This window comes from Rhizobium sp. M1 (assembly GCF_002531805.1).
Taxonomy (GTDB): domain Bacteria; phylum Pseudomonadota; class Alphaproteobacteria; order Rhizobiales; family Rhizobiaceae; genus Rhizobium; species Rhizobium etli_C.
In genome coordinates this window covers 96,620-122,697 of the sequence record NZ_NWSW01000007.1, presented here as the reverse complement: position 1 = coordinate 122,697, position 26,078 = coordinate 96,620, and the positions used below count along the sequence as shown (strand labels likewise).

The window sequence follows — 26,078 nt, the reverse complement described above, 5'->3', positions numbered from 1 at the left end:
GCTTGTCGCAAAAGCGCGACAAAGAGCGTAGAGGGATTCTCCTGCAAGCCGTTTGGGGCCTGCAGGTGCTTTCAAGGGCCGGCATGAAACTACTCGAGACATACATATTGCGGCGCGTCGGCCAGATGTTTCTCGTGGCGCTCCTGCCCGTGCTGGCGATCATTTGGACGACACAGGTGCTGCAGCGCATCAACCTCGTCACCGACAGCGGCCAGTCGATCGGCTCGTTCGCCAAGCTGGCGACGATGATCCTGCCGTCGATCATTCCTGTCGTGCTGCCCTTCGCGCTTGTCATCGCTATCACCCAAACGCTGACGACGATGAACAACGATTCCGAGCTGACCGTCATCGACGCGGCCGGGGCACGGCGCAGCATTCTGGTCCGCCCGATCCTGCTGCTTGCCGCCGTCATCAGCGTCTTTTCCTTCTTCGTCGACAATATCGTCGAGCCGCGGGCAAAGACCGTGGCGCGCCAGATGATCGCCGAAACCTATGCCGATCTTCTCTCCTCGGTGATCGAGGAAAAAACCTTCCGCAAGATCGACGAGGGTCTCTATGTGCAGATCTCGAAGCGTCTGGCGGGCCGCATGCTGAAAGGCCTGTTCGTCGCCGACGAGCGGGACCCGGCCTACGAGCTGATCTATTACGCCAAGGAAGGCGCGGTCGACGATACGGGCACGACGCTGATCATGCATGACGGCGAGGTGCATCGCAAAACGCCTGACGGCAACGTCTCGGTCATCAATTTCGATTCCTATTCCTTCGACCTCTCTGACATGACGGAGAACCGCGGTCAGGCGACGCTGAAAGCCAGCGACCGCGACCTGTGGTTCCTGTTCAATCCGGATCCGAACGACAAAGACTTTACGATCCGGCCGCAGAGCTATCGCGCCGAACTGCATCGGCGGCTGACGGACTGGATCCTGCCTGTCGTCTTTGCCCTGTTTTCGCTGGCGATCGCCGGCGATGCGCGGTCGCATCGCGAAGCACGGCTGCATCCGATGGTGAGCGCGCTCGCCTATGCCTTCGCGTTCCGATGGGCTGCCTTCTACGCGGCGAACCAGATCGACACCGATCCGGAATATATCGTCGTTCTCTACGCCATTCCGATCGTCAGCAGCATCGTCTCGATCATCTTCCTCAGCATGCACAAGCGGCTGGTCATGCCTTCGTTCATCTGGGAGCGGATATCGGCCTCCTGGAGACGGATGCAGGAAAGACTGCTTGCCGCGACCAGCAGGTCCGGCGGGGGCGCTGCCCAATGATGTTCGGGACATTGTCGCGTTATTTCTTTCGCCGCTACCTGGCGACGACGGGCTGGTTCCTGATCGGCGTGTCGGCGATCTCCTTCCTCCTCGATTTCAGCGAGACAGCGGGCCGCATGTCCGGCCTGCCCGGTTACACCATCGGCGGCGGCATCGTGATGACCGCCGTACGCCTGCCGCTCATCCTGCAGCAGACAATCCCCTTCATCGCGCTCTTCGTCGGCATGACGGTGCTGATCGGGCTCAATCGCAAATATGAGCTCGTCGTCACCCGCGCGGCCGGCATCTCGGTCTGGCAGTTCATGTTTCCCTTCATCGCCGGCTCGCTGGCGCTCGGCCTGCTGACGATGACGGCGCTTAATCCGCTTGCCGCCTGGGGACAGCGCCAGGCACTGCTCGTCGAATCCGACTGGCGCGGCGAAAACGCGGTTCTGCGCAAGGCGCCGCAGATTCCGTGGCTGCGCCAGATCAGCGGCCGCGACGATGTCATCATCGGCGCCCAGACGGTCCAGGAGAACGGCACCAAGCTGGTCGACGCCGTGTTGATCCACTTCGATTCAAGCGGCCGAGTCATTCTGAGACAGGATGCCGCCACGGCAAAGTTGGAAGATGGTTACTGGCAGCTTAACGGTGTCGTTGAGCGTAAGCCTGGGGAAATCCCGCTGCGCAAAGCTTCGGTCCAACTTCGCACCAATCTGAAACAGGATTTCGTCCAGGAGCGGCTGACAGCGCCGGAAACAATTGGTTTCTTTGACCTTTCCAACCGCATCGCGGCGGCCAAATCCTTCGGCATCTCGACCAAGGCATTGGAGACGCAATTCAACTCTCTGTTGTCCCAGCCATTGCTGCTGGTGGCCATGACTCTCATTGCTGCAACAGTGTCCCTAAAATTTAGCCGGTTCAACCAATCCCGCCCCGTGATTCTGGGTGGAATCCTGTCAGGCTTCATGCTTTATGTCATCACCGTGCTTGTAAAAGCATTCGGAAGCAGTGGAGTCGTGCCTCCCTTCGTGGCGACCTGGATACCGGTGGTCGTCGCGCTGGCCTTGGGCGCGACTATTTTGCTTCATCAGGAGGACGGCTAGTGGCGGTAGGCGACCGCAAGTATTTTAGTAAACAACTGGTTGCCCTGCTTGTCGGTGCGGCTCTATGTTCCTATTTCGGCAGCGCCCCGGCCTCCTACGGCCAGGCCAGCACGCCTGAGCAAAATATCGAGAATAAGATTCCCGAAGGGGCCAAGCTTCTGCTTTCGGCCAACGAACTCGTCTATAACCGTGACGCCGAGATCGTCTCGGCGGTCGGCGGCGTGCAGATCAACTATGGCGGCTACAAAATGGTCGCGCAGAAGGTCGAGTACAATCAGAAGACCGGCCGGATGATGGCGATCGGCAATGTCGAGCTCGTCAGCCCGGACGGCAACCGCATCTATGCCGACAACCTAGACGTGACCGACAATTTTGCCGACGGGTTCCTGAACTCGTTGCGCATCGAGACCTCCGACAATACGCGTATCGTCGCCGAAAGCGGCGAGCGTGTCGGCGGCACGAAGATGATTCTCAACAAGGGCGTCTACACCGCCTGCCTTCCCTGCGCTGAAGATCCGAAGCGTGCGCCCTTCTGGCAGGTCAAGGCCAAGCGCGTGATCCAGAACGGCGAGACCCATACGATCCGCCTGGAGCGGGCCCGCTTCGAGCTGCTCGGTTACCCAATTGCCTTCGTGCCGTTCATCGAAGTTCCCGACAATACGGTGAAGCGCAAGTCCGGCTTCCTGTTCCCGACGATGAGCCTGTCGCAGAATCTCGGCTTCGGTCTTTCCATTCCTTATTATTACGTGATCTCGCCGAGCATGGATGCGACGGTCACCGCAACCGGCTACACGGCCCAGGGCTTCCTCGTCGAAGGCGAATTCCGTCAGCGCTTCGAAAACGGCACGCATATCCTGCGTGTCGCCGGCATCGACCAAGCGAGCCCGGGCAATTTCAGCTCCGGTACCAGCGATGCCGAAGCCGATCAGCGTGGCATGGTGGCGTCAAAGGCGGAGTTCCGCATCAATCCGCGCTGGACGTTCGGCTGGGACGTCATGATGCAGAGCGACAACAATTTCTCGAAGACGTACAAGCTCCGCGGCCTCAGCGGCACGGATCGCACGAACCAGATCTACCTGACCGGGCTCGGCAAACGGAATTATTTCGACATGCGGGCGTTTTATTTCGACGTCCAGGATGCCGACCGCACGAACACCGCCGAAAAACAGCAGGCGATCGTCTATCCCGCGCTCGATTATCATTATGTAGCCCCTCAGCCGCTCGCAGGCGGCGAACTGTCCGCGGATGTCAACCTGACGAATATTTCGCGCACACATGACGACTTCTATACCGTCGACGGATTCGACCGCTTCCGCGGCCTGAAGGGCCAGACGTCGCGCCTGACCGCCGAACTTCAGTGGAAACGCACCTACGTTACGCCGACCGGCCTGGTGATCACGCCGCTTCTGGCCGCGCGCGGCGACGCTTTCGCGCTGAACATGAACGATCCGACCGGTTACGCCGGCAATTACCTTGACGACAATTCCGCCACCCGTTCGATGCTCACCGCCGGGCTGGAGCTGCGTTATCCAATTCTGATGACGACGGAAAACAGCACCCATATCCTCGAGCCGATCGCGCAGATCTATGCCCGCCCCGACGAGCAACTCGCCGGCCGGCTGCCGAACGAGGATGCACAAAGCTTCGTCTTCGATGCCACGTCGCTTTTCGACCGCGACAAGTTCTCAGGCTACGACCGTATTGAAGGCGGCACCCGCGCCAATGTCGGCGTCCAGTATACCGGGACTTTCGACAGCGGTTACAAGCTGCACGGCATCTTCGGCCAGTCTTACCAGATCGCCGGCCAGAACTCGTTCGCGACCGACGACCTCGTCAATGTCGGCGCGGATTCGGGCCTCGAAACCGACCGCTCCGATTATGTCGGTCTCGGCGGCGTCGAAACGCCATACGGTGTGTCCGTCGCCGCCTCCTACCGTCTCGACGAGAAGGATTTCGAGTTCCGGCGCGGCGACCTGACGACGGCCTACCAGAACGACACCTTCCAGACGCAGGTGACCTACACCCATCTCAGCGCCCAGCCGGCCTATGGCTTCGCCGAGGACAATGACGAGATCCAGACGAGCAGCAGAGTCAAGTTCAAGGATTACTGGTCGATCTTCGGCGGCATCGCCTGGGATCTGAACAATGATGTGATCAGCCGCCGGACGCTCGGCCTTTCCTATGAGGACGAATGCACGATCTTCACGATCGCCTATACGGACAGCAGGGATTCCGAGGACGAGTCGGCAAGCGATTGGACGATCGGCGCGCGGCTGACGTTCCGCACGCTCGGCGACATCAAGATCGGCTCAGATACCCTCTCCAACTAGCGGCGGACGGCGTAAACATGGCCTCAAGTCATTCTTTCGCCGTAAGCCTGTGCAGGACATTGCCGCCAGCCGATATCTGAGGCATAGGGGATTCGCGCCGTGAAGGAAGCGATTTCCGCGTGTCTCGCACTGTGGTAAGAACGCCGCGAACACCGTCTCGCGGCGCTATTGGGAGGTCAACAGATGATTGACGCGAAAAAAGCCATAACCGCCTTTCTCGCCGGCGCAGCACTTGCCTTGCTGACGAGCCTTGCGGGGCCGGCGCTGGCGGCAAGCGAAGTGCAGGCCGTGGTGAACGGCACTGCCATCACCAGCGGCGATGTCGCCAAGCGGCAGGCCTTCCTGCGCCTGCAGCATACGAAGGCCGATGCCAAGACCGCCAAGGAGCAGTTGATCGACGAAACGCTCAAGCGGCAGGAGGTCGCCCGCGTCCGTATGTCGGTTTCGCAGCAGGACGTCGATGCGTCTTTCGCGCGCTTTTCGGCCGGCAACAAGCTTTCCGTCGAGCAGATGTCGCAGATCCTCGACCGCGCCGGCGTCGGCGTCGACCATTTCAAGGGCTTCATCGCCGTGCAGATGAGCTGGCCGCGTGTCGTCAATGCGCGTTACGGCTCGACCTCGCGGCTGTCGAATTACGATCTCGTCTCGCGCATGATGCAGAACAACAAGCAGAAGCCGGTGACGACGGAATATATGCTGCAGCAGATCATCTTCGTCATCCCGCAAGCCAAGCGCGCCGCCATCACCGGCAAGCGCAAGGGCGAGGCCGAGGCGTCGCGCTCGAAATTCCCCGGCTGCGACCAGGCAAAGGTCTTTGCCGCAACGATGCGCGATGTCGCCGTGCGCGACCTCGGCCGCATGCTCGCTCCCGAAATCCCGCCGGATTGGAAGCCTCTGGTCGAGCAGGCCAAGGGCAACACGACCGGCACGCGCGTCACCGACAAGGGTGTCGAATATCTGGCGATCTGCAGCCAACGCCAGGTTTCCGACGACCAGGCCGCTGAAATGGTCTTCCGCCAGGAGGATCTCGACAAGTCCAAGGCCGCCAAGAATGGTCCGCCGGAAAACGAGAACAGCAAGAAATATCTGGATGAACTGCGCAAGAAGGCGCAGATCGCCTATCGCTGACCGACAATGGCTATACCGTTCTCACGGCCGCTTGCGCTGAGCCAGGGCGATCCCGCCGGCATCGGGCCGGATATCACTCTGATGGCCTGGCTCCGGCGGCGTGAACTCGGACTCCCGCCTTTTTTCCTGATCGGCGATCCTGATGTCCTGGCCTTGCGAGCCCGCCAGCTCAACCTGGCGGTTTCCATCCGTAAGATCGACAGGACCGACGAGGCGACCGGCATATTTGCCGATGCACTGCCGGTCATGAGCGTGCCTGTTGGTATTGAGGTCGTGGCCGGTGAGCCGCATGTGGCAACGGCGAAAGGCACGATCGCGGCGATCGAGAAAGCCGTATCGCTTGTCATCGGCGGCGAGGCGCTCGCAGTCGTCACCAATCCGATCGCCAAGGCCGTGCTCTACGAGGCGGGCTTCCGCTTTCCCGGCCATACCGAATTTCTCGCCGATCTCGCCGCCAGGGCAACCGGCAGGCCGGTGACCCCTGTCATGATGCTATCGGGACCGAAGCTCAGGGCCATTCCCGTCACCATTCACATTCCACTGCGGGACGTGCCGCAGGCGCTGACGGACGAATTGGTCATGGAAACCTGCCGGATCGCTCACGAAGATCTGAGGCAGCGCTTCGGCATCGATGCGCCGCGGCTCGCCGTTGCCGGCCTCAATCCGCATGCCGGCGAAACCGGAACGATCGGCAGGGAAGACGAGGATGTCATCCGCCCGGCCATCGAGCGCCTGCGCGACGAGGGCATCGACGCCATCGGCCCCCTGCCCGCCGATACGATGTTTCATGACGAGGCGCGGGCGCGATACGATGTCGCCATCTGCATGTATCACGATCAGGCTCTGATCCCCGCCAAGGCGCTCGGTTTCGACGACAGCGTCAATGTCACGCTCGGACTTCCCTTCGTGCGCACCTCGCCGGATCACGGCACCGCTTTCGGCATTGCCGGCAAAGGGCTGGCGCGCGAGCAGAGCCTCGTTGCGGCACTGAAGCTCGCCTTCCAGCTCGGCCGCACTTGGGAAAGCCGCCGCTGATGGCAGCACTCGACGGCCTGCCGCCGCTTCGCGACGTCATTCAGCGTCACGGCCTCGATGCGCGCAAGGCGCTCGGGCAGAACTTCCTGCTGGACCTCAACCTGACCCAGAAGATCGCCCGCACGGCAGGGGCGCTCGAAGAAACGACCGTGATCGAGGTCGGCCCAGGCCCAGGCGGGCTGACGCGTGCGATCCTGGCCCTCGGCGCCAGGAAGGTGATCGCCATCGAGCGGGACACGCGATGCCTGCCGGCGCTCGCCGAGATCGCCGATCACTATCCGGGCCGGCTGGAGGTGATCGAAGGCGATGCGCTGAAGACGGATTTCGAGTCCCTGGCGCCGGAAGGCCCGGTCAAGATCATCGCCAACCTGCCCTATAATGTCGGCACGCAGCTGCTGGTCAACTGGCTGCTGCCCAAGGCCTGGCCGCCGTTCTGGCAGTCGCTGACGCTGATGTTTCAGAAGGAAGTGGGCGAGCGTATCGTCGCCGGTGAGGACGATGACCATTACGGCCGTCTCGGCGTGCTCTGCGGCTGGCGGACCGAGGCACGCATGGCCTTCGACGTGTCGCCGCAAGCCTTCACGCCGCCGCCGAAGGTGACGTCGACGGTGGTGCATCTGACGCCCCGGGAAAATCCCATCCCCTGCTCTGTTGCCAATCTGGAAAAGGTGACGCAGGCCGCCTTCGGCCAGCGCCGCAAGATGCTGCGCCAGAGCCTGAAGCCACTCGGCGGCGAGAGTCTGCTCGTCAAGGCCGGGATCGATCCGGCGCGGCGGGCGGAGACGTTGTCCGTCGAGGAGTTCTGCCTTCTGGCAAACAGCCTTTAAAGCGCCCTCAACCGCTGCGGAGCTTTGCGATATGCTTTTAATTTAGAGCGACGGCGTCTCTTCCAGCAATCCACGGACGAAATCGAACATGCCATGGCGGCGGTCGCGGCGCAGGCGTTCGGCCTTGACGATCGACTGGACGGCGTCGAAGGCGGCGTTGAGATCGTCGTTGACGATGACGTAGTCATATTCGCGCCAGTGGGCGATCTCGGCGCGGCTGTTGGCAAGACGCGTCTGGATGACCTCCTCGGAATCCTCGGCGCGGCGGTGCAGCCGCGACTGGAGTTCCGTCATGGTCGGCGGCAGCACGAAGATCGAGACGACGTCGGCCGACATCTTCTCCTGCAATTGCTGGGCGCCCTGCCAATCGATGTCGAAGAGCATGTCGCGGCCCTCGGCCATGGCCTGCTCCACAGGCTCGCGCGGGGTGCCGTAGAAATTGCCATGCACCTCGGCCCATTCCAGCAGCGCGTCGCTATCGCGCAGCCGCTCGAACTCGCGCACGCTCTTGAAGTGGTAATGCACATCCTCGACTTCGCTCGGGCGGCGCTGGCGCGTGGTGACGCTGACGGAGAGGCCGATTTGCCTATCCTGCTCCAGCAGCGTGCGCGCGATGGTGGACTTGCCGGCGCCCGACGGCGACGAGATGACAAGCATCAGACCGCGGCGGGCGATCTGCACGGGCGAGGATTTCGCCGGTTTCATGTCTTACTCCAAATTCTGGACCTGCTCGCGGAACTGGTCGATCACGACTTTCAACTCGATGCCGGCAGCGGTAACCGCCGAGGCATTCGACTTCGAGCAGATGGTATTCGATTCGCGGTTAAATTCCTGTGCAAGGAAGTCCAGCCGTCGTCCGGCAGGTCCGCCTTTCACCAGGAGATCACGCGCTGCGGCGACATGCGCCTTCAGGCGGTCGATTTCTTCGCGCAGATCCGCCTTGGTCGCCAACAGCGCGGCTTCGGCATGCAGTCTGTCCCGGTCGAGCGCAGCCATGCCGTCCATCAGCAAGGCGACCTGTGCCACGAGCCGGGAGGCGATCTCCTGCGGCGAGCGCGAGGGATCCGTCTCGATCGTCCGTGTCAGGCCCTCGATCGTTGCGACGTGATCGAGAAGAATGCGGGAGAGCGCCGCCCCTTCCTGTTCGCGCATCGCCCGGAGGTCGGCAAGCGCGCCCATGAGGCCGGCGGCAATATCGGCATCCCGGGCGGCAAGCGCCGCCTCGCCGTCCTCGCCCTCGCGGAACTCCACGATGCCGCGCACCAGAAGCAGCGTATCGAGCTTCAGCGGCGCCGGATCGATCACGTCCACCAGTTGCTCGCGCATGGCAAGCACGGCGGCAAGCGCCTGCCTGTTCAGCACCGCCTCGAAACGGTTCTCATCAGCAGTGACCGAGAGCGAAGCCTGCAGGTTACCGCGGCTGAAACTTTCGCCGGCAAGGCGGCGGACCTCCGCCTCCATGCGTTCAAGGCCGGGCGGCAGGCGCAGGCGCAGGTCGAAGCCCTTGCCGTTGACCGAGCGCAATTCCCATGCCCAGCGCCAGCGGCCGCTCGTTCCCTCGCGCCGCGCAAAACCGGTCATGGACTGCAAAGCCATGCGAGCCTCCCGAAATCCGTCAGTTGATCTTCTTTTTCTTCGGCGGCGCGACAGTCGCGCCATTCTCGGCCGGCTGCTCTTCCGGCTGGCCGTCGACCGCGATGTTCGGATCCGAACCCTTGTCGGCCTCGAGCTTGCGCCAGCGCTTGACGTTGGCATTGTGCTCTTCGAGCGTCGCGGCGAAAACGTGGCCGCCAGTGCCGTCGGCGACGAAATAGAGATCCTGGGTTTTCCAAGGGTTGGCGACGGCTTCCAGCGCATCCTTGCCGGGATTGGCGATCGGCGTCGGCGGCAGGCCCTTGATGACATAGGTATTATAGGGCGTGTCCCGCTTCAGGTCCGACTGGTAGATCGGCCGGTCGGCCGGCTTTCCCTCGCCTCCGAAGAGCCCGTAGATGATCGTCGGATCGGACTGCAGGCGCATGCCCTTGCCAAGCCGGTTCAGGAAGACCGACGCGACATGGGCACGTTCGTCGGGAACGCCGGTCTCCTTCTCGACGATAGAGGCGAGTGTGACGAATTCCTCTTTGGACCGCAGCGGCAGCGAGGAATCACGCTTGTCCCAGACCTGATCGACGAGCTTCTGCTGTGCCGCCGCCATCTGTTCGATGATTTCCGAACGCTTGGTGCCGCGCGAGAACTTGTAGGTGTCGGGACGCAGGCTGCCTTCGGCCGGCAGTGCGGCCGGCAGGTCGCCTTCCAGCACCGTATCCTGCAGCATGCGGTCAAACATCTGGCGAACCGTCAGGCCTTCGGGGAAGGAAACCGAATAGAGAATGGACTTCCCCGATTTCAGCAGCTCCATGATATCGCTCATGGAGGCTTTCGCCTTGATCTCGTATTCGCCGGCCTTCAGGCTCTCGCCGGCGGAAAGATGTGTCGCCGTCAGATATCGGAAGATGCGGGCATCGGAGATGATCGCATTGCGCTCGAGGTTCGAAGCGATTTCGGCGAGACCCGCGCCGTTGCGGACGATGAAATTGGTGTTCGTCTGCAGCGGACCCGGGCTCTGATAGGTCGAGGTCGCGTAATAGAAGGCGATGACCGCGACGACGCAGACCAGGACCGCCATCGTCATGATGAAGTTCAGAAAGAGGACGATCTGGCTGCGCGCATTTTTGGAGCGCTTCGGCGGCTCCGGAACACGTTCCGGACGCAGGGCCTCGTTCGGCGACTTCGGGATGATCGGTCCCTTCTGCGCCTGGCTGTCGTTGCTCTGGTTCGTCGTATCGCTCACCGGCAATCCTCTAAAACTTGGCCCTCATTTCGCTATTTCGCGAAGCAATGCGGCAAAAACAGGTTCTGCCGCAGTTCAACGAAGCCGTTGCCGGTCGTTCAACTCCAGCGCGCCTGCTATGGCAAGCCCTTTTACTGCGCGTAACGGCGCAGCACGAGCGATGCGTTCGTGCCGCCGAATCCGAACGAATTGGACAAGGCCACGTTGATTTCTCGCTCGCGAGCCTTGTGCGGAACAAGATCGATCGCCGTCTCGCGTTCGGGATTGTCGAGATTGAGCGTCGGCGGCGCGATATTGTCACGGATGGCCAGCGTGGCGAAGATCGCCTCGATGGCGCCGGCAGCGCCGAGAAGGTGTCCGGTCGCCGACTTGGTCGAGGACATGGAGATCTTCGACGCCGCATTGCCGACCAGCCGCTCGACGGCGCCGAGTTCGATTGTGTCGGCCATGGTCGAAGTGCCGTGGGCGTTGATGTAGTCGATATCGGCCGGCGTCAGCCCGGCGCGCTTCAGCGCCATCGCCATGCAGCGGCCGGCGCCCTCGCCGTCTTCGGAGGGCGCGGTGATGTGATAGGCGTCGCCCGACAGGCCGTAGCCGACGATTTCGGCATAGATCTTGGCGCCACGCGCCTTGGCGTGTTCCAGTTCCTCGAGCACGACGATGCCGGCGCCTTCGCCCATGACGAAGCCGTCGCGGTCGCGGTCATAGGGGCGCGAGGCCTTCTGCGGATCGTCGTTGTGCTGGGTCGACAGCGCTTTGCAGGCGGCAAAGCCTGCCAGCGAAATGCGGCTGACGGGCGATTCCGTGCCGCCGGCGACCATGACGTCGGCATCACCAAGCGCGATCAGCCGCGCGGCGTCGCCGATCGCATGCGCGCCCGTCGAGCAGGCGGTGACGACCGAATGATTGGGTCCGCGCAGCTTGTGGCGGATCGACACCTGGCCGGAAACCAGATTGATCAGGCGGCCGGGAATGAAGAAGGGGGAGATGCGGCGCGGGCCCTTGTCGCGCAGGGTGTAGCCCGCCTCGACGATGCCCTCGATGCCGCCGATACCGGAGCCGATCAGCACGCCGGTGGCGATCTGATCCTCGTCGCTCTCGGGATGCCAGTTGGCGTCGGCAAGCGCCATGTCGGCGGCGGCCATGCCGAAGATGATGAAGGGATCGACCTTGCGCTGCTCCTTCGGCTCCATCCACTCATCAGGGTTGAAGGCGCCGTCTGCGGCATTACCAAGGGGGATGCGGCAGGCGATCTTGGCGGGAAGGTCGTCGACCTCGAATTCGGTGACGAGGCGGGCGCCGTTCTGGCCGGCGAGCAGCCGCGACCACGTCACCTCAGTTCCGCATCCCAAGGGTGATACCATGCCGGTACCAGTGATGACGACACGTCTCATCGCGTGCTTTCCCCCGTCTCTTATGTTCTATGGAGAAATAGGCCGAAAAGAAAAGGGCGGACTCCAGGCCCGCCCTTTCTCAAATCTACAGGATCAGGCCTGGGCCTTCTCAATAAACTTCACTGCATCGCCGACCGTCAGGATCGAGTCGGCAGCGTCGTCGGGGATTTCAACGCCGAATTCTTCTTCGAAAGCCATGACAAGTTCGACCGTGTCGAGCGAGTCGGCGCCCAGATCGTCGATAAAGCTGGCGCTCTCGACGACCTTGTCGGCATCGACGCCAAGATGATCAATAACAATTTTCTTTACGCGTTCTGCGATATCGCTCATGTCGGTTTCCTCGACCTTATGTCCTGATCGGAATGCCCTTGCGGCACCCCTACCCTGTTTCAGCCTGCGATGTTTTCAGACATCCTCGGCAAACTCGTTTACCCGGCTTCAGAGATTTCCCAGGCTTGCGAAAAGCCCGCCGGTCCGTCTGCTTTCTCGGGACGACTGTTCACAGTCATGGCCCGCTTAACATGGTTTAAGTCTGCCGCAAAGCCAGAAAATCAACGCTTCGTGATTGCTCAACATGCTATTGGCGGAATTATCCCCGCGCCGATGGTTTGTCGTTTCAGATCATCGCCATGCCGCCGTTTACGTGCAGCGTCTGGCCGGTCATGTAGGCAGCCTCGGAGGACGCGAGATAGGCAACCGCCGAAGCGACTTCGCCGCCGGTGCCCATCCGCTTCATCGGGATCGCTCCCATGATCGCTTCCTTCTGCTTATCGTTCAGCTTGCCGGTCATGGCGCTTTCGATGAAGCCGGGTGCGACGCAGTTGACGGTCACGTTGCGGGTGGCGATTTCCTGCGCCAGCGACTTGGTGAAGCCGATCATGCCGGCCTTGGAGGCGCAATAGTTGGCCTGCCCCGGATTGCCGGTGACGCCGACGACGGAGGTGATGTTGATGATGCGGCCATAACGGCGGCGCATCATCGGGTGCGTCAACTCGCGCGTCAGGCGGAACGTCGACGTCAGATTGACTTCGAGGACGGCGTCCCAGTCCTCGTCGCTCATGCGCACGAAGAGGCCGTCCCTGGTGATGCCGGCATTGTTGACGAGGATATCGACGCCTTCGAGTTCGGCTTCGGCCTTCTGGCCGAGTGCCTTGACCTCGTCGCGGTCCGACAGGTTGGCCGGGAAGATCTTGACGCGCTCGCCAAGCTCGGCCGCCAGCGCTTCCAGCTTCTCGACGCGGGTGCCGTGCAGGCCAACGGTGGCGCCCTGCTTATGAAGAAGGCGGGCGATTTCCTCGCCGATACCGCCCGATGCGCCGGTGACGAGAGCCTTGCGGCCGGAAAGATCGAACATGGAAACGTTCCTTATATCTGGAGATATCAATCAGGCCATGAGGGCGGCGACGGCCGCGTCGATATCCGCCGGACCGCCGACGGAGATGCCGTTGACTGTTTTGTCGATGCGGCGGGCAAGACCGGTCAGCACCTTGCCGGAACCGAGTTCATAAAGCGTCGTCACGCCATTGCCGGCGAACCACTCCACGGTCTCGCGCCAGCGGACCTGGCCGGTCACCTGTTCGACCAGGAGGTTCGCGATCTCGTCGGCGTCAGTCACCGGGGCGGCGCGGACATTGGCGATGAGGGGCACGAGCGGATCGGACTTGGCGACCGTCGCCAGCGCTGCGCGCATCGCCTCTGCGGCGGGCGCCATCAGCTTGGAATGGAAGGGAGCCGAGACCGGCAGCAGAATGGCGCGTTTGGCGCCCTTGTCGGTTGCCAGACCGGCGGCCTTTTCGACGGCCGCCTTCTCGCCCGAGATAACGATCTGGCCGCCGCCATTGTCGTTGGCGATCTGGCAGGCGCCGGTGGCGGCGGCCGCTTCGCAGACGGCTGCGACATCGGCATGTTCCAGCCCGATGATCGCCGCCATGGCGCCGACGCCGACCGGGACGGCGGCCTGCATGGCATTGCCGCGAATGCGCAGCAGCCGCGCCGTATCGGCGAGCGAAAAGGTGCCGGCGGCGCAAAGTGCCGAATATTCGCCGAGCGAGTGGCCGGCGACAAAGGCGACCTTGGACTTCAGATCCAGCCCCTTGGCTTGGAGAACACGGACTACGGCAATCGAGACGGCCATCAGCGCCGGCTGGGCGTTCGCCGTCAAGGTCAACGTGTCCTCCGGACCGTTGAACATGACGTCCGAGAGCTTTTCACCGAGCGCCTCGTCGACTTCTTCGAAAACGGCGCGGGCTTCCGCGAAATTCTCGGCCAGATCCTTGCCCATGCCGACGGCCTGACTGCCCTGGCCGGGAAAAGTGAAAGCAATGGTCATTCTCGTATCCCTGGCTGATGCCCCTGATTGCGCCCCTCGAGGCTGTTTTGCCTCCAATTGACATTCTTTCCGGCAGAGTCAAGTGGCGGCACCTTCTGCGCAAAGCCTTTCGCCCTGGCGCAAAAGCCAGGTTTTTGCTCTTGCGCTCAGCCAAATCGAGCCTAGATTTGCGTGGACCCTCCCGAGGCTTTCCCCTCTCTCCCAAGGTTTTCCCATGAAGTACAATTCACTCGGCCGAACCGACATTTCCGTTTCAGAAATCTGCCTCGGCACCATGACCTGGGGTTCGCAGAACAGCGAAACCGACGCGCATGCGCAGATGGATTACGCCGTCGAAAAGGGCGTCAATTTCTTCGATACAGCCGAGCTTTATCCGACCACCCCGGTTTCGGCGCAGACACAGGGCTGGACCGAAGACTATATCGGCAGCTGGTTCGAAAAGACCGGCAAGCGCGGGGAAATCGTGCTCGCCACCAAGGTCGCCGGCCGCGGCCGCGATTATCTGCGCGGCGGCGAAGGCGCCGACGCGAGGAATATCCGCCTGGCGCTCGAGGCCAGCCTGAAGCGGCTGAAGACGGATTATGTCGACCTCTACCAGGTGCACTGGCCGAACCGCGGCCATTTCCACTTCCGGCAGAACTGGAGCTACAACCCCTTCAACCAGGATCGCGACAAGGCCGTCGCCAACATGCTCGACATCCTGGAAACGCTCGGCGCGCTGGTGAAGGAAGGCAAGATCCGGGCGATCGGCCTTTCCAACGAAACCACCTGGGGCATCCAGAAATATCTGACGCTGTCAGAACAGAATGGCCTGCCGCGCGTCGCCAGCGTTCAGAACGAGTACAATCTGCTCTACCGCCATTTCGACCTCGATCTCGCCGAGCTCTCGCATCACGAGGATGTCGGGCTGCTCGCCTATTCGCCGCTCGCCGGCGGCATCCTGACCGGCAAATATGTCGATGGCGGCAGGCCGAAGGGGTCGCGCGCCTCGATCAATCCCGATATCGGCGGCCGTCTGCAGCCGCTGCAGGAGCCGGCGACCAAGGCCTATCTGGCTCTCGCGGCCCGATATGGTCTCGACCCGGCGGTCATGGCGCTCGCCTTCTGCCGATCGAGGCCCTTCATGACCTCGGTCATCATCGGCGCGACCTCGATGGAACAGCTGGAAATCGATCTCGGCGCGGCCGAGCTGACGCTTTCGGACGAGGTGCTGGCGGAGATTGCCAAGGTGCACCGGCAGTATCCGCTGACGCTTTGATCACCCGACCCGGCGCTAACGATTGGCCTCAGTCGGGCTCGAATGTCCGATTGGGGTTGCCTTTCCCCGAAAAATCCGTATAAGCCGCGCTGTTCGTTAACCCGGTCTTCTGGCTGGTGGCTGAACGGAGGGCCGGTTTCCTCGGAAATCGTTCGGAACGGAAGCGTTCCAGCCTCCCGTGTCTCCGCTCTCGACCGTCTCGGAAAACGCTTTCTTGCCTGGGTCCGCCCAATCAGGAGCAGTCGTTGAGGCTTAGCCGCCGAATATCGGGTTGAACCAAACGCAAGAAAGGCAAAGCTGTCATGGCTCTTTATGAACATGTATTCCTTGCCCGGCAGGATATTTCCGCTCAGCAGGTCGATGCCCTCGTAGAACAGTACAAGGGCGTGATCGAAGCTAACGGCGGTAAGGTCGGGCGTATCGAGAACTGGGGCCTCAAGTCCCTCACCTACCGCATCAAGAAGAACCGTAAGGCGCACTATGCGCTGATGGACATTGATGCCCCGGCTGCTGCGATCCAGGAAATGGAACGCCAGATGCGCATCAGCGAAGACGTTCTTCGCTACATGACCATCGCCGTCGAAAAGCACGAAGAAGGCCCGTCTGCCATGCTGCAGAAGCGCGACCGCGACGACCGCGGCCCGCGTGAAGGCGGCGACCGTGGCCCGCGCCGCGAATTCGGTGACCGTCCGCCGCGCCGTGACGGCGACTTCCAGCGTGGCCCGCGTCCGGATCGCGCTCCCCGCGAAGACCGTGCATAAGGAGATATAAGAATGTCTGAAGCTTCCTCCGCACCGGTCCGCCGCCCGTTCCATCGCCGCCGCAAGACCTGCCCGTTCTCCGGCGCAAACGCACCGCGGATCGACTACAAGGACGTTCGTCTGCTGCAGCGCTACATTTCCGAGCGCGGCAAGATCGTTCCGTCCCGCATCACGGCCGTTTCCCAGAAGAAGCAGCGCGAACTCGCCCAGGCGATCAAGCGCGCCCGTTTCCTCGGCCTGCTGCCGTACGTCGTCGCCTAATAGAATATGTGACCCCCGGATTTCTGATCCGGGGGTTGCCTCCCTTCCGCGATGGGCGCGGATCGGAACTGTTAAAACCCATGTTGAGACGTTTCTGAATTCGATTCAGCAACATCCTCTAACTGCTTGATGAAGCAGGACAGCGACCTTGAAACGACTGGATTTTAAAACGCTGCTGACCGGCGCACTCGCCGGCTTGACCGCTGCCCTGCTGGTGCTGGGCGCGAGCGTGCAGCCGTCGTTTTTCAGTGCGCTCCTCTATACTGCTTCGGCACTGCCGATCCTGCTTGTCGGGCTCGGCTGGGGCAATGTCGCCGCGATTGTGGCCGTCGTGACTGCAGCCGCACTCGGCGCGGTCTTCATCTCGCCCTCCTTCGCGCTGATCATGACGCTGGTGACGCTGCTGCCGGCCGGCTGGCTCAGCCACCTCGCCAATCTCGCCCGCCCCGCATCCGAACTCGGCGGTCCGGACCACCTGCTCGCCTGGTATCCGCTCTCCGATATCCTGCTGCATCTTTGCGGCCTGGTGACGTTCGCCGTCATCGTCATCGGTGTGATGATCGGCTACGGGCCCGAGATCACCGATCCGATCGTCGATCTGCTGATTGCCTCGGTCAAGCAGCAGCAGCCGGAATTCATGCCGGATCCGGCCGCAACCGCGCAGACCAAATCGCTGATCCTGCTGATGCTGCCGGCTTTGCAGGGCGGCATGTGGGTGACGATGCTGTTCGCAGCCTATTATTTCGCCGTGCGCATCGTCGCGGCATCCGGCCGCGGCCTTCGCCCCCGCGAGGACATTCCCTCGTCGCTGCGCATGAACCGCAACTCGATCTTCGTCTTCCTCGCCGGGCTGGCCGCCTGCTTCTTCGGCGGCGTTCCGGCGCTGATCGGCGCAACCGTGATCGGCACGTTCGGCGCCGGCTTCATGCTCTCCGGCTTTGCCTCGCTGCATTTCCGCACGCGCGGCAAGGACTGGCGTTTGCCGGCCCTCATCCTCTGCTATCTGGCCTCCATGCTCATGATGCTGCCAGCTCTCCTCATCCTCGTCCTCGGTCTCGTCGATACGCGCAAGGCGATCGCGCTGACCCCGGCGAAAGATGCCGATGCCCCCAAACAACCCGATACGAAAATCTGAGACACAGAAAGGACAAAGAAAATGGAAGTCATCCTTCTCGAACGCATCTCCAAGCTCGGCCAGATGGGCGAAACCGTAAAGGTTCGCGACGGCTTTGCCCGTAACTACCTGCTGCCGCTCGGCAAGGCGCTGCGCGCCAACGCCGCCAACAAGACCCGCTTCGAAGCCGAGCGCGCGACGCTCGAAGCCCGCAACCTCGAGCGCAAGTCGGAAGCCCAGAAGGTCGCCGACGTTCTCGACGGCAAGTCGTTCATCGTCGTGCGCTCCGCCGGCGAAACCGGCCAGCTCTACGGCTCGGTCGCTGCCCGTGACGTCGTCGAGATTCTCGCCGCCGAAGGCTTCAACATCGGCCGCAACCAGGTTCACCTGAACACGCCGATCAAGGCGATCGGCCTGCACAAGGTTGAGCTGCAGCTGCATGCCGAAGTCGAAATCAATGTCGAGCTGAACGTTGCCCGTTCCGCCGAAGAGGCTGAGCGCCAGGCCAAGGGCGAAGAACTCACCTCGGTCGACGCGATCTACGGCGTCGACGAAGACGCGCTGCGTCCGGAAGATTTCTTCGATCCGGAAGCCGACGGCATCGACGAAGACGAAGCATAAGTCGCGCCGGACACGATCCGCGTGAGGGAAGCCCGGCCGTTGCGCCGGGCTTTTTCGTTTCATCCGCTTGATGGGAAACAACCGGGGAGATCATCTTTTACAGGGGATTTCCGGATGTTTTTGCTGCGTGCCCGATGTCATCGCGTTACCATGGCCATCTCCGGAACGGATGAGCTGAGTCGGCTCCGTACCGTGTCCTGCCGGTGACACTCCCGGTATTTCTCGCTTGTGTCGCCCAGGACTGTGGAGAAGTCGAACAACGTGCACAGCGTTCGGGATTTTGGCGAAGCGGGCCTCCGGGCCTTTTGCAGCCCCTTGATTTTCTCCATCCGGAATTGCAAATCCGGAGTTGGAAAAAGACAGAACGGATGATGATGAACGACGCCGCTCGAAAGATTGCAGCTGTTGCTCCCTCGGAGCAGCATTATCGCGAAGCACCCAACAACATCGAGGCCGAGCAGGCGCTTCTGGGTGCCATCCTGATGAACAACGACGCCTATTACCGGGTGTCGGATTTCCTCAAACCGATCCATCTCTACGAACCGCTGCATCGGAAGATCTTCGAGGTCGCCGGCGACATTATCCGCATGGGCAAGATCGCCAACCCGGTAACGATCAAGACCTTCCTCAAGGCCGACGAAAAGGTCGGCGACATGACGGTTTCGCAATATCTGGCGAGCCTGGTCAGCAACGCGGTCACCGTCATCAATGCCGAGGATTACGGCCGGGCGATCTATGACCTGGCGCTACGCCGGGCGCTGATCACGATCGGCGAGGACGTCGTTAACATCGCCTATGACGCGCCGCTCGACATGCCGCCGCAGTCGCAGATCGAGGATACCGAACGCCGGCTCTTCGAACTTGCGGAAAACGGCCGCTACGACGGCGGATTCCAGTCCTTCAACGACGCCGTGGCGCTGGCGATCGACATGGCGGCCGTCGCCAAGGAACGCGACGGCGGCCTTTCCGGCATTTCCACCGGCATCCACTCGCTGGACGCCAAGATGGGCGGCCTGCAGCGCTCGGACTTGATCATCCTCGCCGGGCGCCCGGGCATGGGCAAGACCTCGCTTGCCACCAACATCGCCTATAATATCGCCGCCGCCTACGAGGGCGAAGTGCAGTCGGACGGCAGCATGAAAGCGAGGAACGGCGGCGTCGTCGGCTTCTATTCGCTCGAAATGTCGTCCGAACAGCTCGCCACCCGTATCATCTCCGAACAGACGGAAGTCTCCTCCTCGAAGATCCGCCGCGGCGACATCAACGATGCCGATTTCGAAAAGCTCGTCGCCTGCTCGATGATGATGCAGAAGGTGCCGCTCTATATCGACCAGACCGGCGGTATCTCTATCGCTCAGCTTTCGGCACGCGCGCGCCGCCTCAAGCGTCAGCGCGGCCTCGACGTGCTCGTGGTCGACTACGTGCAGCTGATGACCGGCTCGGGTAAATCCAGCGACAATCGCGTCCAGGAAATCACCCAGATCACCACTGGCCTGAAGGCGCTCGGCAAGGAGCTCAACGTTCCGATCATCGCGCTGTCGCAGCTGTCGCGCCAGGTCGAAAGCCGTGACGACAAGCGGCCGCAGCTTTCCGACCTTCGTGAATCCGGTTCGATCGAGCAGGACGCCGACGTCGTGCTGTTCGTGTTCCGCGAGGAATATTACGTCAAGAACCAGGAGCCGCGCGATCCCCACGATCCGAAATATCCGGAATGGGAAGCGCTGTTCGACAAGGTGAAGGGCACGGCCGACGTCATCATCGCCAAGCAGCGCCACGGGCCGACCGGCACGGTGAAGCTCGCCTTCCAGGCGGAATTCACGCGCTTTGCCGATCTCGCCGATCCCTCCTTCATACAATATGAAGAGCATTGATCACGGTGCAGCTGTCATCCGGCCTCGGCCTTTCCCTCGACAGGGTTGACCTTTAGACTGGCCGGAGAATCCTTCTCCGGCCTCTTTTTCGACGTGGATCATGAGCGAATTTCTGGACGCCTCAGACGACGACAATTTTGCCTCGGCGGGTCTGCGGCTGACCGTCGACCTCACCGCGCTGACGGAAAACTGGCGCGACATGGCGCGCCGTTCGGGCGCTGCGCGCGCCGCAGCCGTCGTCAAGGCGGATGCCTACGGCCTCGGCATCGAGGACGCCGGCGAAGCGCTCTACACGGCAGGCGCCCGGGATTTCTTCGTCGCGACCGTTGATGAGGGCGTGACCCTTCGCCTCTATGCGCCGGATGCGCGCATCTTCGTGCTGTCAGGCATATGGCCGGGCACGGAGCGGCGCTTCTTCGACAATGACCTGGTGCCGGTGATTTCCTCCGACGAGCAGTTCGCCTTCTGGATGGCGGTGCTTGCCGATTATGGCGATTACCCTTGCGCGCTGCATGTCGACACCGGCTTCAACCGGCTGGGGCTGCGTGTCGACGATGCGATCGCGCTTGCCGACGACGTCTCGCGGCCGGCAAGCTTCGCACCGGTGCTTGTCATGAGCCACCTCGCCTGCGGCGACGATCCCGCCCACGTCATGAACCGGCAACAGCTCGAATCATTCCGCAGGGTTACCGCCGCCTATGAAGGCATCGATTCAAGCCTTGCCGCCTCGGCGGGCATCTTTCTCGGCGACGACTATCACTTCGACCTGACCCGACCCGGCATCGCGCTCTATGGCGGCGAAGCGGTCAGCGGCTTGGCGAATCCGATGCGGCCGGTCGCTACCGCGGAGGCGCGCGTCATCCAGGTGCGCAGCGTCGAAGCCGGTGAGAGCGTCAGCTACGGGCGGGCGCTGCAGCTGCGCCGCGACAGCCGGCTGGCGATCGTCTCGGCCGGTTATGCCGACGGCTATATGCGCAGCCAGTCGAGCGGCGGCGTGCCGCTGCGCCAGGCCGTGCCGCAGGGCGGACATGGCTTCATCGCCGGACACAAGGTCCCGGTCGCCGGCCGGATCACCATGGACCTGACGATCTTCGACGTCACCGACCTGCCCGAAAACGCCGTGCGCGCTGGCGACTATGTCGAGCTGTTCGGAAAGAACATGCCGCTCGACGACGTGGCGCGGGCGGCTGGCACGATCGGATACGAGATTCTGACCAGCATGGGGCTACGCCACGAGCGGCGCTACGTCGCCGAAGAATAAAGCTCGCCCCTCAACGGCTGCTTAGTGCAAGGCGGACACCGAGCGCCACAAAAAGCGCGCCGAGGCCGCGGTCAAGCCATAGCCCGACCTTTTGATTGTGCCTGAGCGCATCGGCAAGCCGTCCTCCGACAAGGACGAGCGGCGGTTCGATGAAGGCCGCGACGACGATGATGAGCCCACCATGCAGCATGAGCTGGGCCCATGCCGGCCCTGCCCCCTCTACGACGAATTGCGGCAGGAAGGCCAGGAAGAATATCGCCACCTTCGGATTGAGGAGCGACACCAGGATTCCCTGCCGGTAGATGTTTGCGATCGGCATTTCTTCACCGGCCGCCTTGATCAGGCCGCTGCCACCACCCGTGCGCAAAGCCTGGATGCCCAGCCAGACGAGATAGGCGGCGCCGAGCCATTTGACGGTTGAGAATGCGAAGGAAGAGGCGGCCAGCACGGCGGAAAGGCCCAATGCCGCCATCAGTACATGCATGCAGGCGCCTGACCAGACGCCGAACAATGCGGAAAAACCGGCGCGTTTCCCGCCTCTCATCGTGTGGCCGAGGATGAAAGCGATGTCGGGGCCTGGCGACAGGTTGAGCAAAACCGCCGCCGATAGAAATGCAAGCCAGTGCGCGAGCGAATAATCGAACATCTTCCACCATAGCTGTGATCAGAGGTGAAAAGCATAGGCACGGCGAAGGCTGATGGGGAAATCATTAGTTTTGATCCGTCGCGATAGCCATTATCTCAAGCACGACAATGATTCGATGAAGCCTACGAGTGCTTCACTGCAGAACGCGACTGAAAGAAACATTTGATGGCGAAGGCCAGGACACAATTCATCTGCCAGAGTTGCGGCGCCGTTCACAACCGCTGGGCCGGCAAATGCGACAATTGCGGCGAGTGGAACACCATCGTCGAGGAAGATCCGATGGGCGGCATCGGCTCCGGCCCCGGCAAGACGCCGAAGAAGGGCCGGCCGGTGGCGCTGACGGCGCTGTCCGGCGAGATCGAGGAGGCGCCGCGCATTCATACCGCCATGTCCGAACTCGACCGCGCGCTTGGCGGCGGCTTCGTGCGCGGCTCGGCGGTGCTGATCGGCGGCGATCCCGGCATCGGCAAATCGACGCTGCTGATGCAGGCGGCTGCGGCCCTGGCGCGGCGCGGCCACAGGATCATTTACGTCTCCGGCGAAGAGGCGGTGGCGCAGGTTCGCCTCAGGGCGCAGCGTCTTGCGGCGGCCGATACCGACGTGATGCTGGCGGCCGAAACCAATGTCGAGGATATTCTGGCGACGCTCGCCGAGGGCAAACGCCCTGACCTCGTCATTATCGATTCCATCCAGACGCTCTGGAGCGAGCTCGCCGAATCCGCGCCGGGAACGGTGACGCAGGTGCGCACCGGCGTGCAGTCGATGATCCGCTTCGCCAAGCAGACGGGTGCGGCCATGGTGCTCGTCGGGCATGTGACCAAGGACGGGCAGATCGCCGGACCGCGCGTCGTCGAGCACATGGTCGACGCCGTGCTTTATTTCGAAGGCGATCGCGGCCATCACTACCGCATCCTGCGCACGGTCAAGAACCGCTTCGGCCCGACCGACGAGATCGGCGTCTTCGAGATGTCCGACAGAGGCTTGCGCGAAGTCGCCAATCCATCCGAACTCTTTCTCGGCGAGCGCAACGAAAAATCGCCCGGTGCGGCCGTCTTCGCCGGCATGGAGGGCACGCGGCCGGTGCTCGTCGAGGTGCAGGCGCTGGTGGCGCCGACCTCGCTCGGCACGCCGCGGCGCGCCGTGGTCGGCTGGGATTCAGCCCGGCTGTCGATGATCCTGGCGGTGCTGGAGGCCCATTGCGGCGTCAGGCTCGGCCAGCACGACGTCTATCTCAACGTCGCCGGCGGCTACCGCATCTCCGAACCGGCGGCCGATCTCGCCGTTGCCTCGGCGCTCGTTTCGTCGCTCGCCGGTATTGCCCTTCCCGCCGATTGCGTCTATTTCGGCGAAGTCAGCCTGTCGGGCGCCATCCGACCGGTTGCGCACACCGCCCAGCGCCTCAAGGAAGCCGAGAAGCTGGGCTTTTCGACAGCGCTGCTTCCTTCCGCCTCCGCCGAGCTGCCGAAGGGTTCCGGCGGGCGATGGAACGAAGTCGAAAGCCTGCCGGATCTGGTCGCGCGCATCGCCGGATCGAAGGGAGCGCTGCGTGTGGAAGACGAGGTTTGATCCTTTCATTGCCGGGAATGGTGATGTTATAGGAAGCACACGATAAGGCACGACACGGCCGCCGAGCGGCAGTCCTGGAGTTGAATTTACATGCCCATTACGATTTTCGACGGTATTGTCATCGGCGTCGTGCTCTTCTCCGCCGTTCTGGCGATGGTCCGCGGCTTCTCCCGCGAGATCCTTTCGATCGCAAGCTGGGGCGGTTCGGCCGCCGCCGCCTACTACCTCTATCCGTACCTGTTGCCTTATGCGAAGAAATACACCGATGACGACCGCATCGCGATCGCCGGCTCGGCCGCGGTCGTCTTCCTGATCGCACTCATCGTCATCTCCTTCATCACCATGAAGATCGCCGATTTCATCATCGACAGCCGCATCGGCGCGCTCGACCGCACGCTTGGCTTCCTGTTCGGCGCGGCGCGCGGCCTGCTGCTGATGGTCGTCGCCGTCGCTTTCTGGAACTGGCTCGTCGATGTCGACCACCGGCCGACCTGGGTCAATGAGGCCAAGTCGAAACCCTTCCTGGATTCGATGGTGGTGAAGCTGAAGGCCGTCCTGCCGGAGCAATTTGCCCAGATGCTCGAGGCAAGCTTCCGTGATACGATGCAGTCGCCGGCACAGGGCGGCGAAGGCACCACACCGCCGGCCACCGATCAGGCTCCGGCGGAAGACGCGCCTGCAGGCGGCACACAGCAGCCGACGAATTGACACAGTGTTCAAGAGCTTGACCCGCCGTCCGGCAATTGCCATTTGAGCGGGACGTGAAATAAAGGTCCGGCCGGGCATTCAGCTCCGCCGGACCTCAGCCGTTTCAGAGCCGGCGAGCGGGCTTTGACAGCGGATGTCGTTCAGCATGACGTTATCGGATCAGTTTCCGATATATGATACTGGAAATGCCGATCCATTCTTGTGAGAGCAGAGGCCCGCAGAAATGAACCAGTCCCATTCCTTCCCGACCGACGATCCGCTCGACGGAGATACGCTGCACGAAGAATGCGGCGTTTTCGGAATTCTGGGACATCCCGATGCCGCCGCACTCACGGCTCTCGGCCTGCATGCCCTGCAGCATCGCGGACAGGAAGCAGCCGGCATCGTCTCCTTCGACGGCAAGCGCTTCTACCAGGAGCGCCATATGGGCCTCGTCGGCGACCACTATACCAATCCGATGACGCTCGCCCGCCTGCCCGGCAGCATTTCAATCGGCCATACCCGCTACTCCACAACAGGCGAAGTGGCCATGCGCAACGTGCAGCCGCTCTTCGCCGAACTGGAAGAAGGCGGTATCGCCATTGCCCATAACGGCAATTTCACCAATGGCCTGACGCTGCGCCGCCAGATCATTGCCACCGGCGCCATCTGTCAGTCGACCTCCGATACGGAAGTCGTCCTTCATCTCATCGCCCGCTCCCGCCACGCCTCCACCTCCGACCGCTTCATCGATGCGATCCGCCAGATGGAAGGCGGCTATTCGATGCTCGCCATGACGCGCACCAAGCTGATCGCCGCGCGCGACCCGACCGGCATCCGCCCGCTCGTCATGGGCGAACTGGACGGCAAGCCGATCTTCTGCTCGGAAACCTGCGCGCTCGACATTATCGGCGCCAAGTTCATCCGCGATGTCGAAAACGGCGAAGTCATCATCTGCGAAATCCAGCCCGACGGCTCGATCAGCATCGATGCCCGCAAGCCCGGCAAGCCGCAGCCGGAGCGCCTCTGCCTGTTCGAATATGTCTATTTCGCCCGGCCGGATTCGGTCGTCGGCGGCCGCAACGTCTATACGACACGCAAGAACATGGGCATGAACCTCGCCAAGGAATCGCCGGTCGAGGCCGACGTGGTCGTGCCGGTGCCGGACGGCGGCACACCGGCGGCGCTCGGCTATGCCCAGGAAAGCGGCATTCCCTTCGAATACGGCATCATCCGCAACCATTATGTCGGCCGCACCTTCATCGAACCGACGCAGCAGATTCGCGCCTTTGGCGTGAAGCTGAAGCATTCCGCCAACCGCGCGATGATCGAAGGCAAGCGCGTCGTGCTGGTCGATGACTCCATCGTGCGCGGCACGACGTCTCTGAAGATCGTGCAGATGATCCGCGAAGCCGGCGCGCGCGAAGTTCATCTTCGCGTCGCAAGCCCCATGATCTTCTTCCCCGATTTCTATGGCATCGACACGCCCGATGCCGACAAGCTGCTCGCCAACCAATATGCCGATGTCGAAGCCATGGCCAAATATATCGGCGCGGATTCGCTCGCCTTCTTGTCGATCGACGGGCTTTATCGCGCCGTCGGCGGCGAGGACCGCAATCCGGCCCGCCCGCAATTCACCGATCACTACTTCACCGGTGACTACCCGACCCGTCTGCTCGACAAGAACGGCGAGTCCATGGGCAACAAGCTTTCGATGCTTGCCAGCAACGGCTGAGCCGCTTGCCACTTTGACTTTCGCTTCCGAGGGGCCTAATTGCGCCCCTCACCTTCGCAAGCCAATCCGGA

Annotated in this window: 24 protein-coding genes; 16 read left to right on the top strand and 8 right to left on the bottom strand. The window is 62.3% G+C overall.

Annotated elements, in window-relative coordinates; genetic code table 11:
• Nucleotides 1-83 precede the first annotated feature (83 nt).
• The 6 genes from lptF to rsmA all read left to right on the top strand — a co-directional run bounded on the left by lptF (nucleotide 84) and on the right by rsmA (nucleotide 7,670).
• Nucleotides 84-1,265: an LPS export ABC transporter permease LptF gene (gene lptF, locus CO655_RS08060; protein WP_097606389.1), complete on the top strand. Its 1,182-nt coding sequence runs from the start codon at nucleotides 84-86 to the stop codon at nucleotides 1,263-1,265.
• Nucleotides 1,262-2,350 carry an LPS export ABC transporter permease LptG gene (gene lptG / locus CO655_RS08055; RefSeq protein WP_097606388.1) on the top strand — a complete coding sequence of 363 codons (1,089 nt, stop codon included), beginning with the start codon at nucleotides 1,262-1,264 and terminating at the stop codon, nucleotides 2,348-2,350. Before lptF ends, lptG begins: the two co-directional genes overlap by 4 nt.
• Nucleotides 2,350-4,680: an LPS-assembly protein LptD gene (locus CO655_RS08050; protein ID WP_097606387.1), complete on the top strand. Its 2,331-nt coding sequence runs from the start codon at nucleotides 2,350-2,352 to the stop codon at nucleotides 4,678-4,680. The genes lptG and CO655_RS08050 overlap by 1 nt, the downstream gene beginning before the upstream one ends.
• 183 nt (nucleotides 4,681-4,863) lie before the next feature.
• Nucleotides 4,864-5,808 (top strand): peptidylprolyl isomerase, encoded by a 945-nt coding sequence (locus CO655_RS08045; protein ID WP_010028026.1) that lies wholly within the window; start codon nucleotides 4,864-4,866, stop codon nucleotides 5,806-5,808.
• Nucleotides 5,809-5,814: 6 nt separating this feature from the next.
• Complete coding sequence (gene pdxA / locus CO655_RS08040) at nucleotides 5,815-6,843, top strand: 4-hydroxythreonine-4-phosphate dehydrogenase PdxA (protein WP_097606386.1); 1,029 nt, start codon at nucleotides 5,815-5,817, stop codon at nucleotides 6,841-6,843.
• Entirely contained in the window at nucleotides 6,843-7,670 is an 828-nt protein-coding gene (gene rsmA / locus CO655_RS08035; protein WP_010030517.1) for a 16S rRNA (adenine(1518)-N(6)/adenine(1519)-N(6))-dimethyltransferase RsmA, read from the top strand. Before pdxA ends, rsmA begins: the two co-directional genes overlap by 1 nt.
• 42 nt (nucleotides 7,671-7,712) lie before the next feature.
• On the opposite strand, the gene gmk is transcribed toward rsmA, so the two are convergent.
• From gmk to fabD, 7 genes are all read right to left on the bottom strand, one after another.
• The gene (gmk, locus tag CO655_RS08030; RefSeq protein ID WP_064682104.1) at nucleotides 7,713-8,375 is read right to left on the bottom strand and encodes a guanylate kinase; all 663 of its coding nucleotides are present in this window, start codon (nucleotides 8,373-8,375) and stop codon (nucleotides 7,713-7,715) included.
• A gap of 3 nt (nucleotides 8,376-8,378) precedes the next feature.
• Nucleotides 8,379-9,266 (bottom strand): YicC/YloC family endoribonuclease, encoded by an 888-nt coding sequence (locus tag CO655_RS08025; RefSeq protein ID WP_097606385.1) that lies wholly within the window; start codon nucleotides 9,264-9,266, stop codon nucleotides 8,379-8,381.
• A gap of 19 nt (nucleotides 9,267-9,285) precedes the next feature.
• A complete protein-coding gene (gene mltG, locus CO655_RS08020; protein WP_097606515.1) occupies nucleotides 9,286-10,503 on the bottom strand; it encodes an endolytic transglycosylase MltG in 1,218 nt (405 codons plus the stop codon).
• 131 nt (nucleotides 10,504-10,634) lie between these two features.
• Complete coding sequence (gene fabF / locus CO655_RS08015) at nucleotides 10,635-11,897, bottom strand: beta-ketoacyl-ACP synthase II (RefSeq protein ID WP_097606384.1); 1,263 nt, start codon at nucleotides 11,895-11,897, stop codon at nucleotides 10,635-10,637.
• A gap of 93 nt (nucleotides 11,898-11,990) precedes the next feature.
• Nucleotides 11,991-12,227: an acyl carrier protein gene (locus CO655_RS08010; protein ID WP_003547058.1), complete on the bottom strand. Its 237-nt coding sequence runs from the start codon at nucleotides 12,225-12,227 to the stop codon at nucleotides 11,991-11,993.
• A gap of 286 nt (nucleotides 12,228-12,513) precedes the next feature.
• Nucleotides 12,514-13,251 (bottom strand): 3-oxoacyl-[acyl-carrier-protein] reductase, encoded by a 738-nt coding sequence (fabG, locus tag CO655_RS08005; protein WP_097606383.1) that lies wholly within the window; start codon nucleotides 13,249-13,251, stop codon nucleotides 12,514-12,516.
• A 30-nt stretch (nucleotides 13,252-13,281) separates the two neighbouring features.
• On the bottom strand, nucleotides 13,282-14,226 hold the full coding sequence (gene fabD, locus CO655_RS08000) for an ACP S-malonyltransferase (RefSeq protein ID WP_097664305.1): 945 nt from the start codon (nucleotides 14,224-14,226) through the stop codon (nucleotides 13,282-13,284).
• Between the two features lie 214 nt (nucleotides 14,227-14,440).
• On the opposite strand from fabD, the gene CO655_RS07990 reads away from it, so the two are divergent.
• From CO655_RS07990 to alr, 7 genes are all read left to right on the top strand, one after another.
• Complete coding sequence (locus tag CO655_RS07990) at nucleotides 14,441-15,484, top strand: aldo/keto reductase (protein WP_097664303.1); 1,044 nt, start codon at nucleotides 14,441-14,443, stop codon at nucleotides 15,482-15,484.
• Nucleotides 15,485-15,786: 302 nt separating this feature from the next.
• Nucleotides 15,787-16,245: a 30S ribosomal protein S6 gene (rpsF, locus tag CO655_RS07985; protein WP_004680499.1), complete on the top strand. Its 459-nt coding sequence runs from the start codon at nucleotides 15,787-15,789 to the stop codon at nucleotides 16,243-16,245.
• Between the two features lie 12 nt (nucleotides 16,246-16,257).
• Nucleotides 16,258-16,506, top strand: a complete 249-nt coding sequence (gene rpsR / locus CO655_RS07980; RefSeq protein WP_004680498.1) for a 30S ribosomal protein S18 — start codon at nucleotides 16,258-16,260, stop codon at nucleotides 16,504-16,506.
• Nucleotides 16,507-16,654: 148 nt separating this feature from the next.
• Nucleotides 16,655-17,641, top strand: coding sequence for a DUF2232 domain-containing protein (locus CO655_RS07975; protein ID WP_097664302.1), 987 nt, complete (start codon nucleotides 16,655-16,657; stop codon nucleotides 17,639-17,641).
• 21 nt (nucleotides 17,642-17,662) lie between these two features.
• The gene (gene rplI / locus CO655_RS07970; protein ID WP_064692468.1) at nucleotides 17,663-18,241 is read left to right on the top strand and encodes a 50S ribosomal protein L9; all 579 of its coding nucleotides are present in this window, start codon (nucleotides 17,663-17,665) and stop codon (nucleotides 18,239-18,241) included.
• A 374-nt stretch (nucleotides 18,242-18,615) separates the two neighbouring features.
• Nucleotides 18,616-20,112 carry a replicative DNA helicase gene (locus CO655_RS07965; protein ID WP_012483300.1) on the top strand — a complete coding sequence of 499 codons (1,497 nt, stop codon included), beginning with the start codon at nucleotides 18,616-18,618 and terminating at the stop codon, nucleotides 20,110-20,112.
• Nucleotides 20,113-20,212: 100 nt separating this feature from the next.
• Complete coding sequence (gene alr / locus CO655_RS07960; protein WP_097664301.1) at nucleotides 20,213-21,373, top strand: alanine racemase; 1,161 nt, start codon at nucleotides 20,213-20,215, stop codon at nucleotides 21,371-21,373.
• A 10-nt stretch (nucleotides 21,374-21,383) separates the two neighbouring features.
• Here the strand turns inward: alr and CO655_RS07955 are convergent, their stop codons facing one another.
• Entirely contained in the window at nucleotides 21,384-22,019 is a 636-nt protein-coding gene (locus tag CO655_RS07955) for a LysE family translocator (protein WP_010028851.1), read from the bottom strand.
• 165 nt (nucleotides 22,020-22,184) lie between these two features.
• Between CO655_RS07955 and radA the strand changes: the two genes are divergently transcribed.
• The 3 genes from radA (at nucleotide 22,185) to purF (ending at nucleotide 26,007) form a co-directional block, all read left to right on the top strand.
• Nucleotides 22,185-23,585 carry a DNA repair protein RadA gene (gene radA / locus CO655_RS07950; protein ID WP_077993187.1) on the top strand — a complete coding sequence of 467 codons (1,401 nt, stop codon included), beginning with the start codon at nucleotides 22,185-22,187 and terminating at the stop codon, nucleotides 23,583-23,585.
• Nucleotides 23,586-23,675: 90 nt separating this feature from the next.
• The gene (locus tag CO655_RS07945; protein ID WP_097664300.1) at nucleotides 23,676-24,293 is read left to right on the top strand and encodes a CvpA family protein; all 618 of its coding nucleotides are present in this window, start codon (nucleotides 23,676-23,678) and stop codon (nucleotides 24,291-24,293) included.
• A 223-nt stretch (nucleotides 24,294-24,516) separates the two neighbouring features.
• Nucleotides 24,517-26,007 carry an amidophosphoribosyltransferase gene (purF, locus tag CO655_RS07940; RefSeq protein WP_097664299.1) on the top strand — a complete coding sequence of 497 codons (1,491 nt, stop codon included), beginning with the start codon at nucleotides 24,517-24,519 and terminating at the stop codon, nucleotides 26,005-26,007.
• The last annotated feature ends 71 nt before the right edge of the window (nucleotides 26,008-26,078 follow it).

Coding starts and splice junctions, on each gene's coding strand:
- CO655_RS08045 (WP_010028026.1), top strand. CDS start 4,864: ATGATTGACGCGAAAAAAGCCATAACCGCCTTTCTCGCCGGCGCAGCA.
- lptF (WP_097606389.1), top strand. CDS start 84: ATGAAACTACTCGAGACATACATATTGCGGCGCGTCGGCCAGATGTTT.
- CO655_RS07990 (WP_097664303.1), top strand. CDS start 14,441: ATGAAGTACAATTCACTCGGCCGAACCGACATTTCCGTTTCAGAAATC.
- rplI (WP_064692468.1), top strand. CDS start 17,663: ATGGAAGTCATCCTTCTCGAACGCATCTCCAAGCTCGGCCAGATGGGC.
- pdxA (WP_097606386.1), top strand. CDS start 5,815: ATGGCTATACCGTTCTCACGGCCGCTTGCGCTGAGCCAGGGCGATCCC.
- lptG (WP_097606388.1), top strand. CDS start 1,262: ATGATGTTCGGGACATTGTCGCGTTATTTCTTTCGCCGCTACCTGGCG.
- rpsR (WP_004680498.1), top strand. CDS start 16,258: ATGTCTGAAGCTTCCTCCGCACCGGTCCGCCGCCCGTTCCATCGCCGC.
- gmk (WP_064682104.1), bottom strand. CDS start 8,375: ATGAAACCGGCGAAATCCTCGCCCGTGCAGATCGCCCGCCGCGGTCTG.
- purF (WP_097664299.1), top strand. CDS start 24,517: ATGAACCAGTCCCATTCCTTCCCGACCGACGATCCGCTCGACGGAGAT.
- fabD (WP_097664305.1), bottom strand. CDS start 14,226: ATGACCATTGCTTTCACTTTTCCCGGCCAGGGCAGTCAGGCCGTCGGC.
- fabG (WP_097606383.1), bottom strand. CDS start 13,251: ATGTTCGATCTTTCCGGCCGCAAGGCTCTCGTCACCGGCGCATCGGGC.
- radA (WP_077993187.1), top strand. CDS start 22,185: ATGGCGAAGGCCAGGACACAATTCATCTGCCAGAGTTGCGGCGCCGTT.
- alr (WP_097664301.1), top strand. CDS start 20,213: ATGAGCGAATTTCTGGACGCCTCAGACGACGACAATTTTGCCTCGGCG.
- CO655_RS08025 (WP_097606385.1), bottom strand. CDS start 9,266: ATGGCTTTGCAGTCCATGACCGGTTTTGCGCGGCGCGAGGGAACGAGC.
- CO655_RS07965 (WP_012483300.1), top strand. CDS start 18,616: ATGAACGACGCCGCTCGAAAGATTGCAGCTGTTGCTCCCTCGGAGCAG.
- CO655_RS07955 (WP_010028851.1), bottom strand. CDS start 22,019: ATGTTCGATTATTCGCTCGCGCACTGGCTTGCATTTCTATCGGCGGCG.
- CO655_RS07945 (WP_097664300.1), top strand. CDS start 23,676: ATGCCCATTACGATTTTCGACGGTATTGTCATCGGCGTCGTGCTCTTC.
- fabF (WP_097606384.1), bottom strand. CDS start 11,897: ATGAGACGTGTCGTCATCACTGGTACCGGCATGGTATCACCCTTGGGA.
- rsmA (WP_010030517.1), top strand. CDS start 6,843: ATGGCAGCACTCGACGGCCTGCCGCCGCTTCGCGACGTCATTCAGCGT.
- rpsF (WP_004680499.1), top strand. CDS start 15,787: ATGGCTCTTTATGAACATGTATTCCTTGCCCGGCAGGATATTTCCGCT.
- CO655_RS08010 (WP_003547058.1), bottom strand. CDS start 12,227: ATGAGCGATATCGCAGAACGCGTAAAGAAAATTGTTATTGATCATCTT.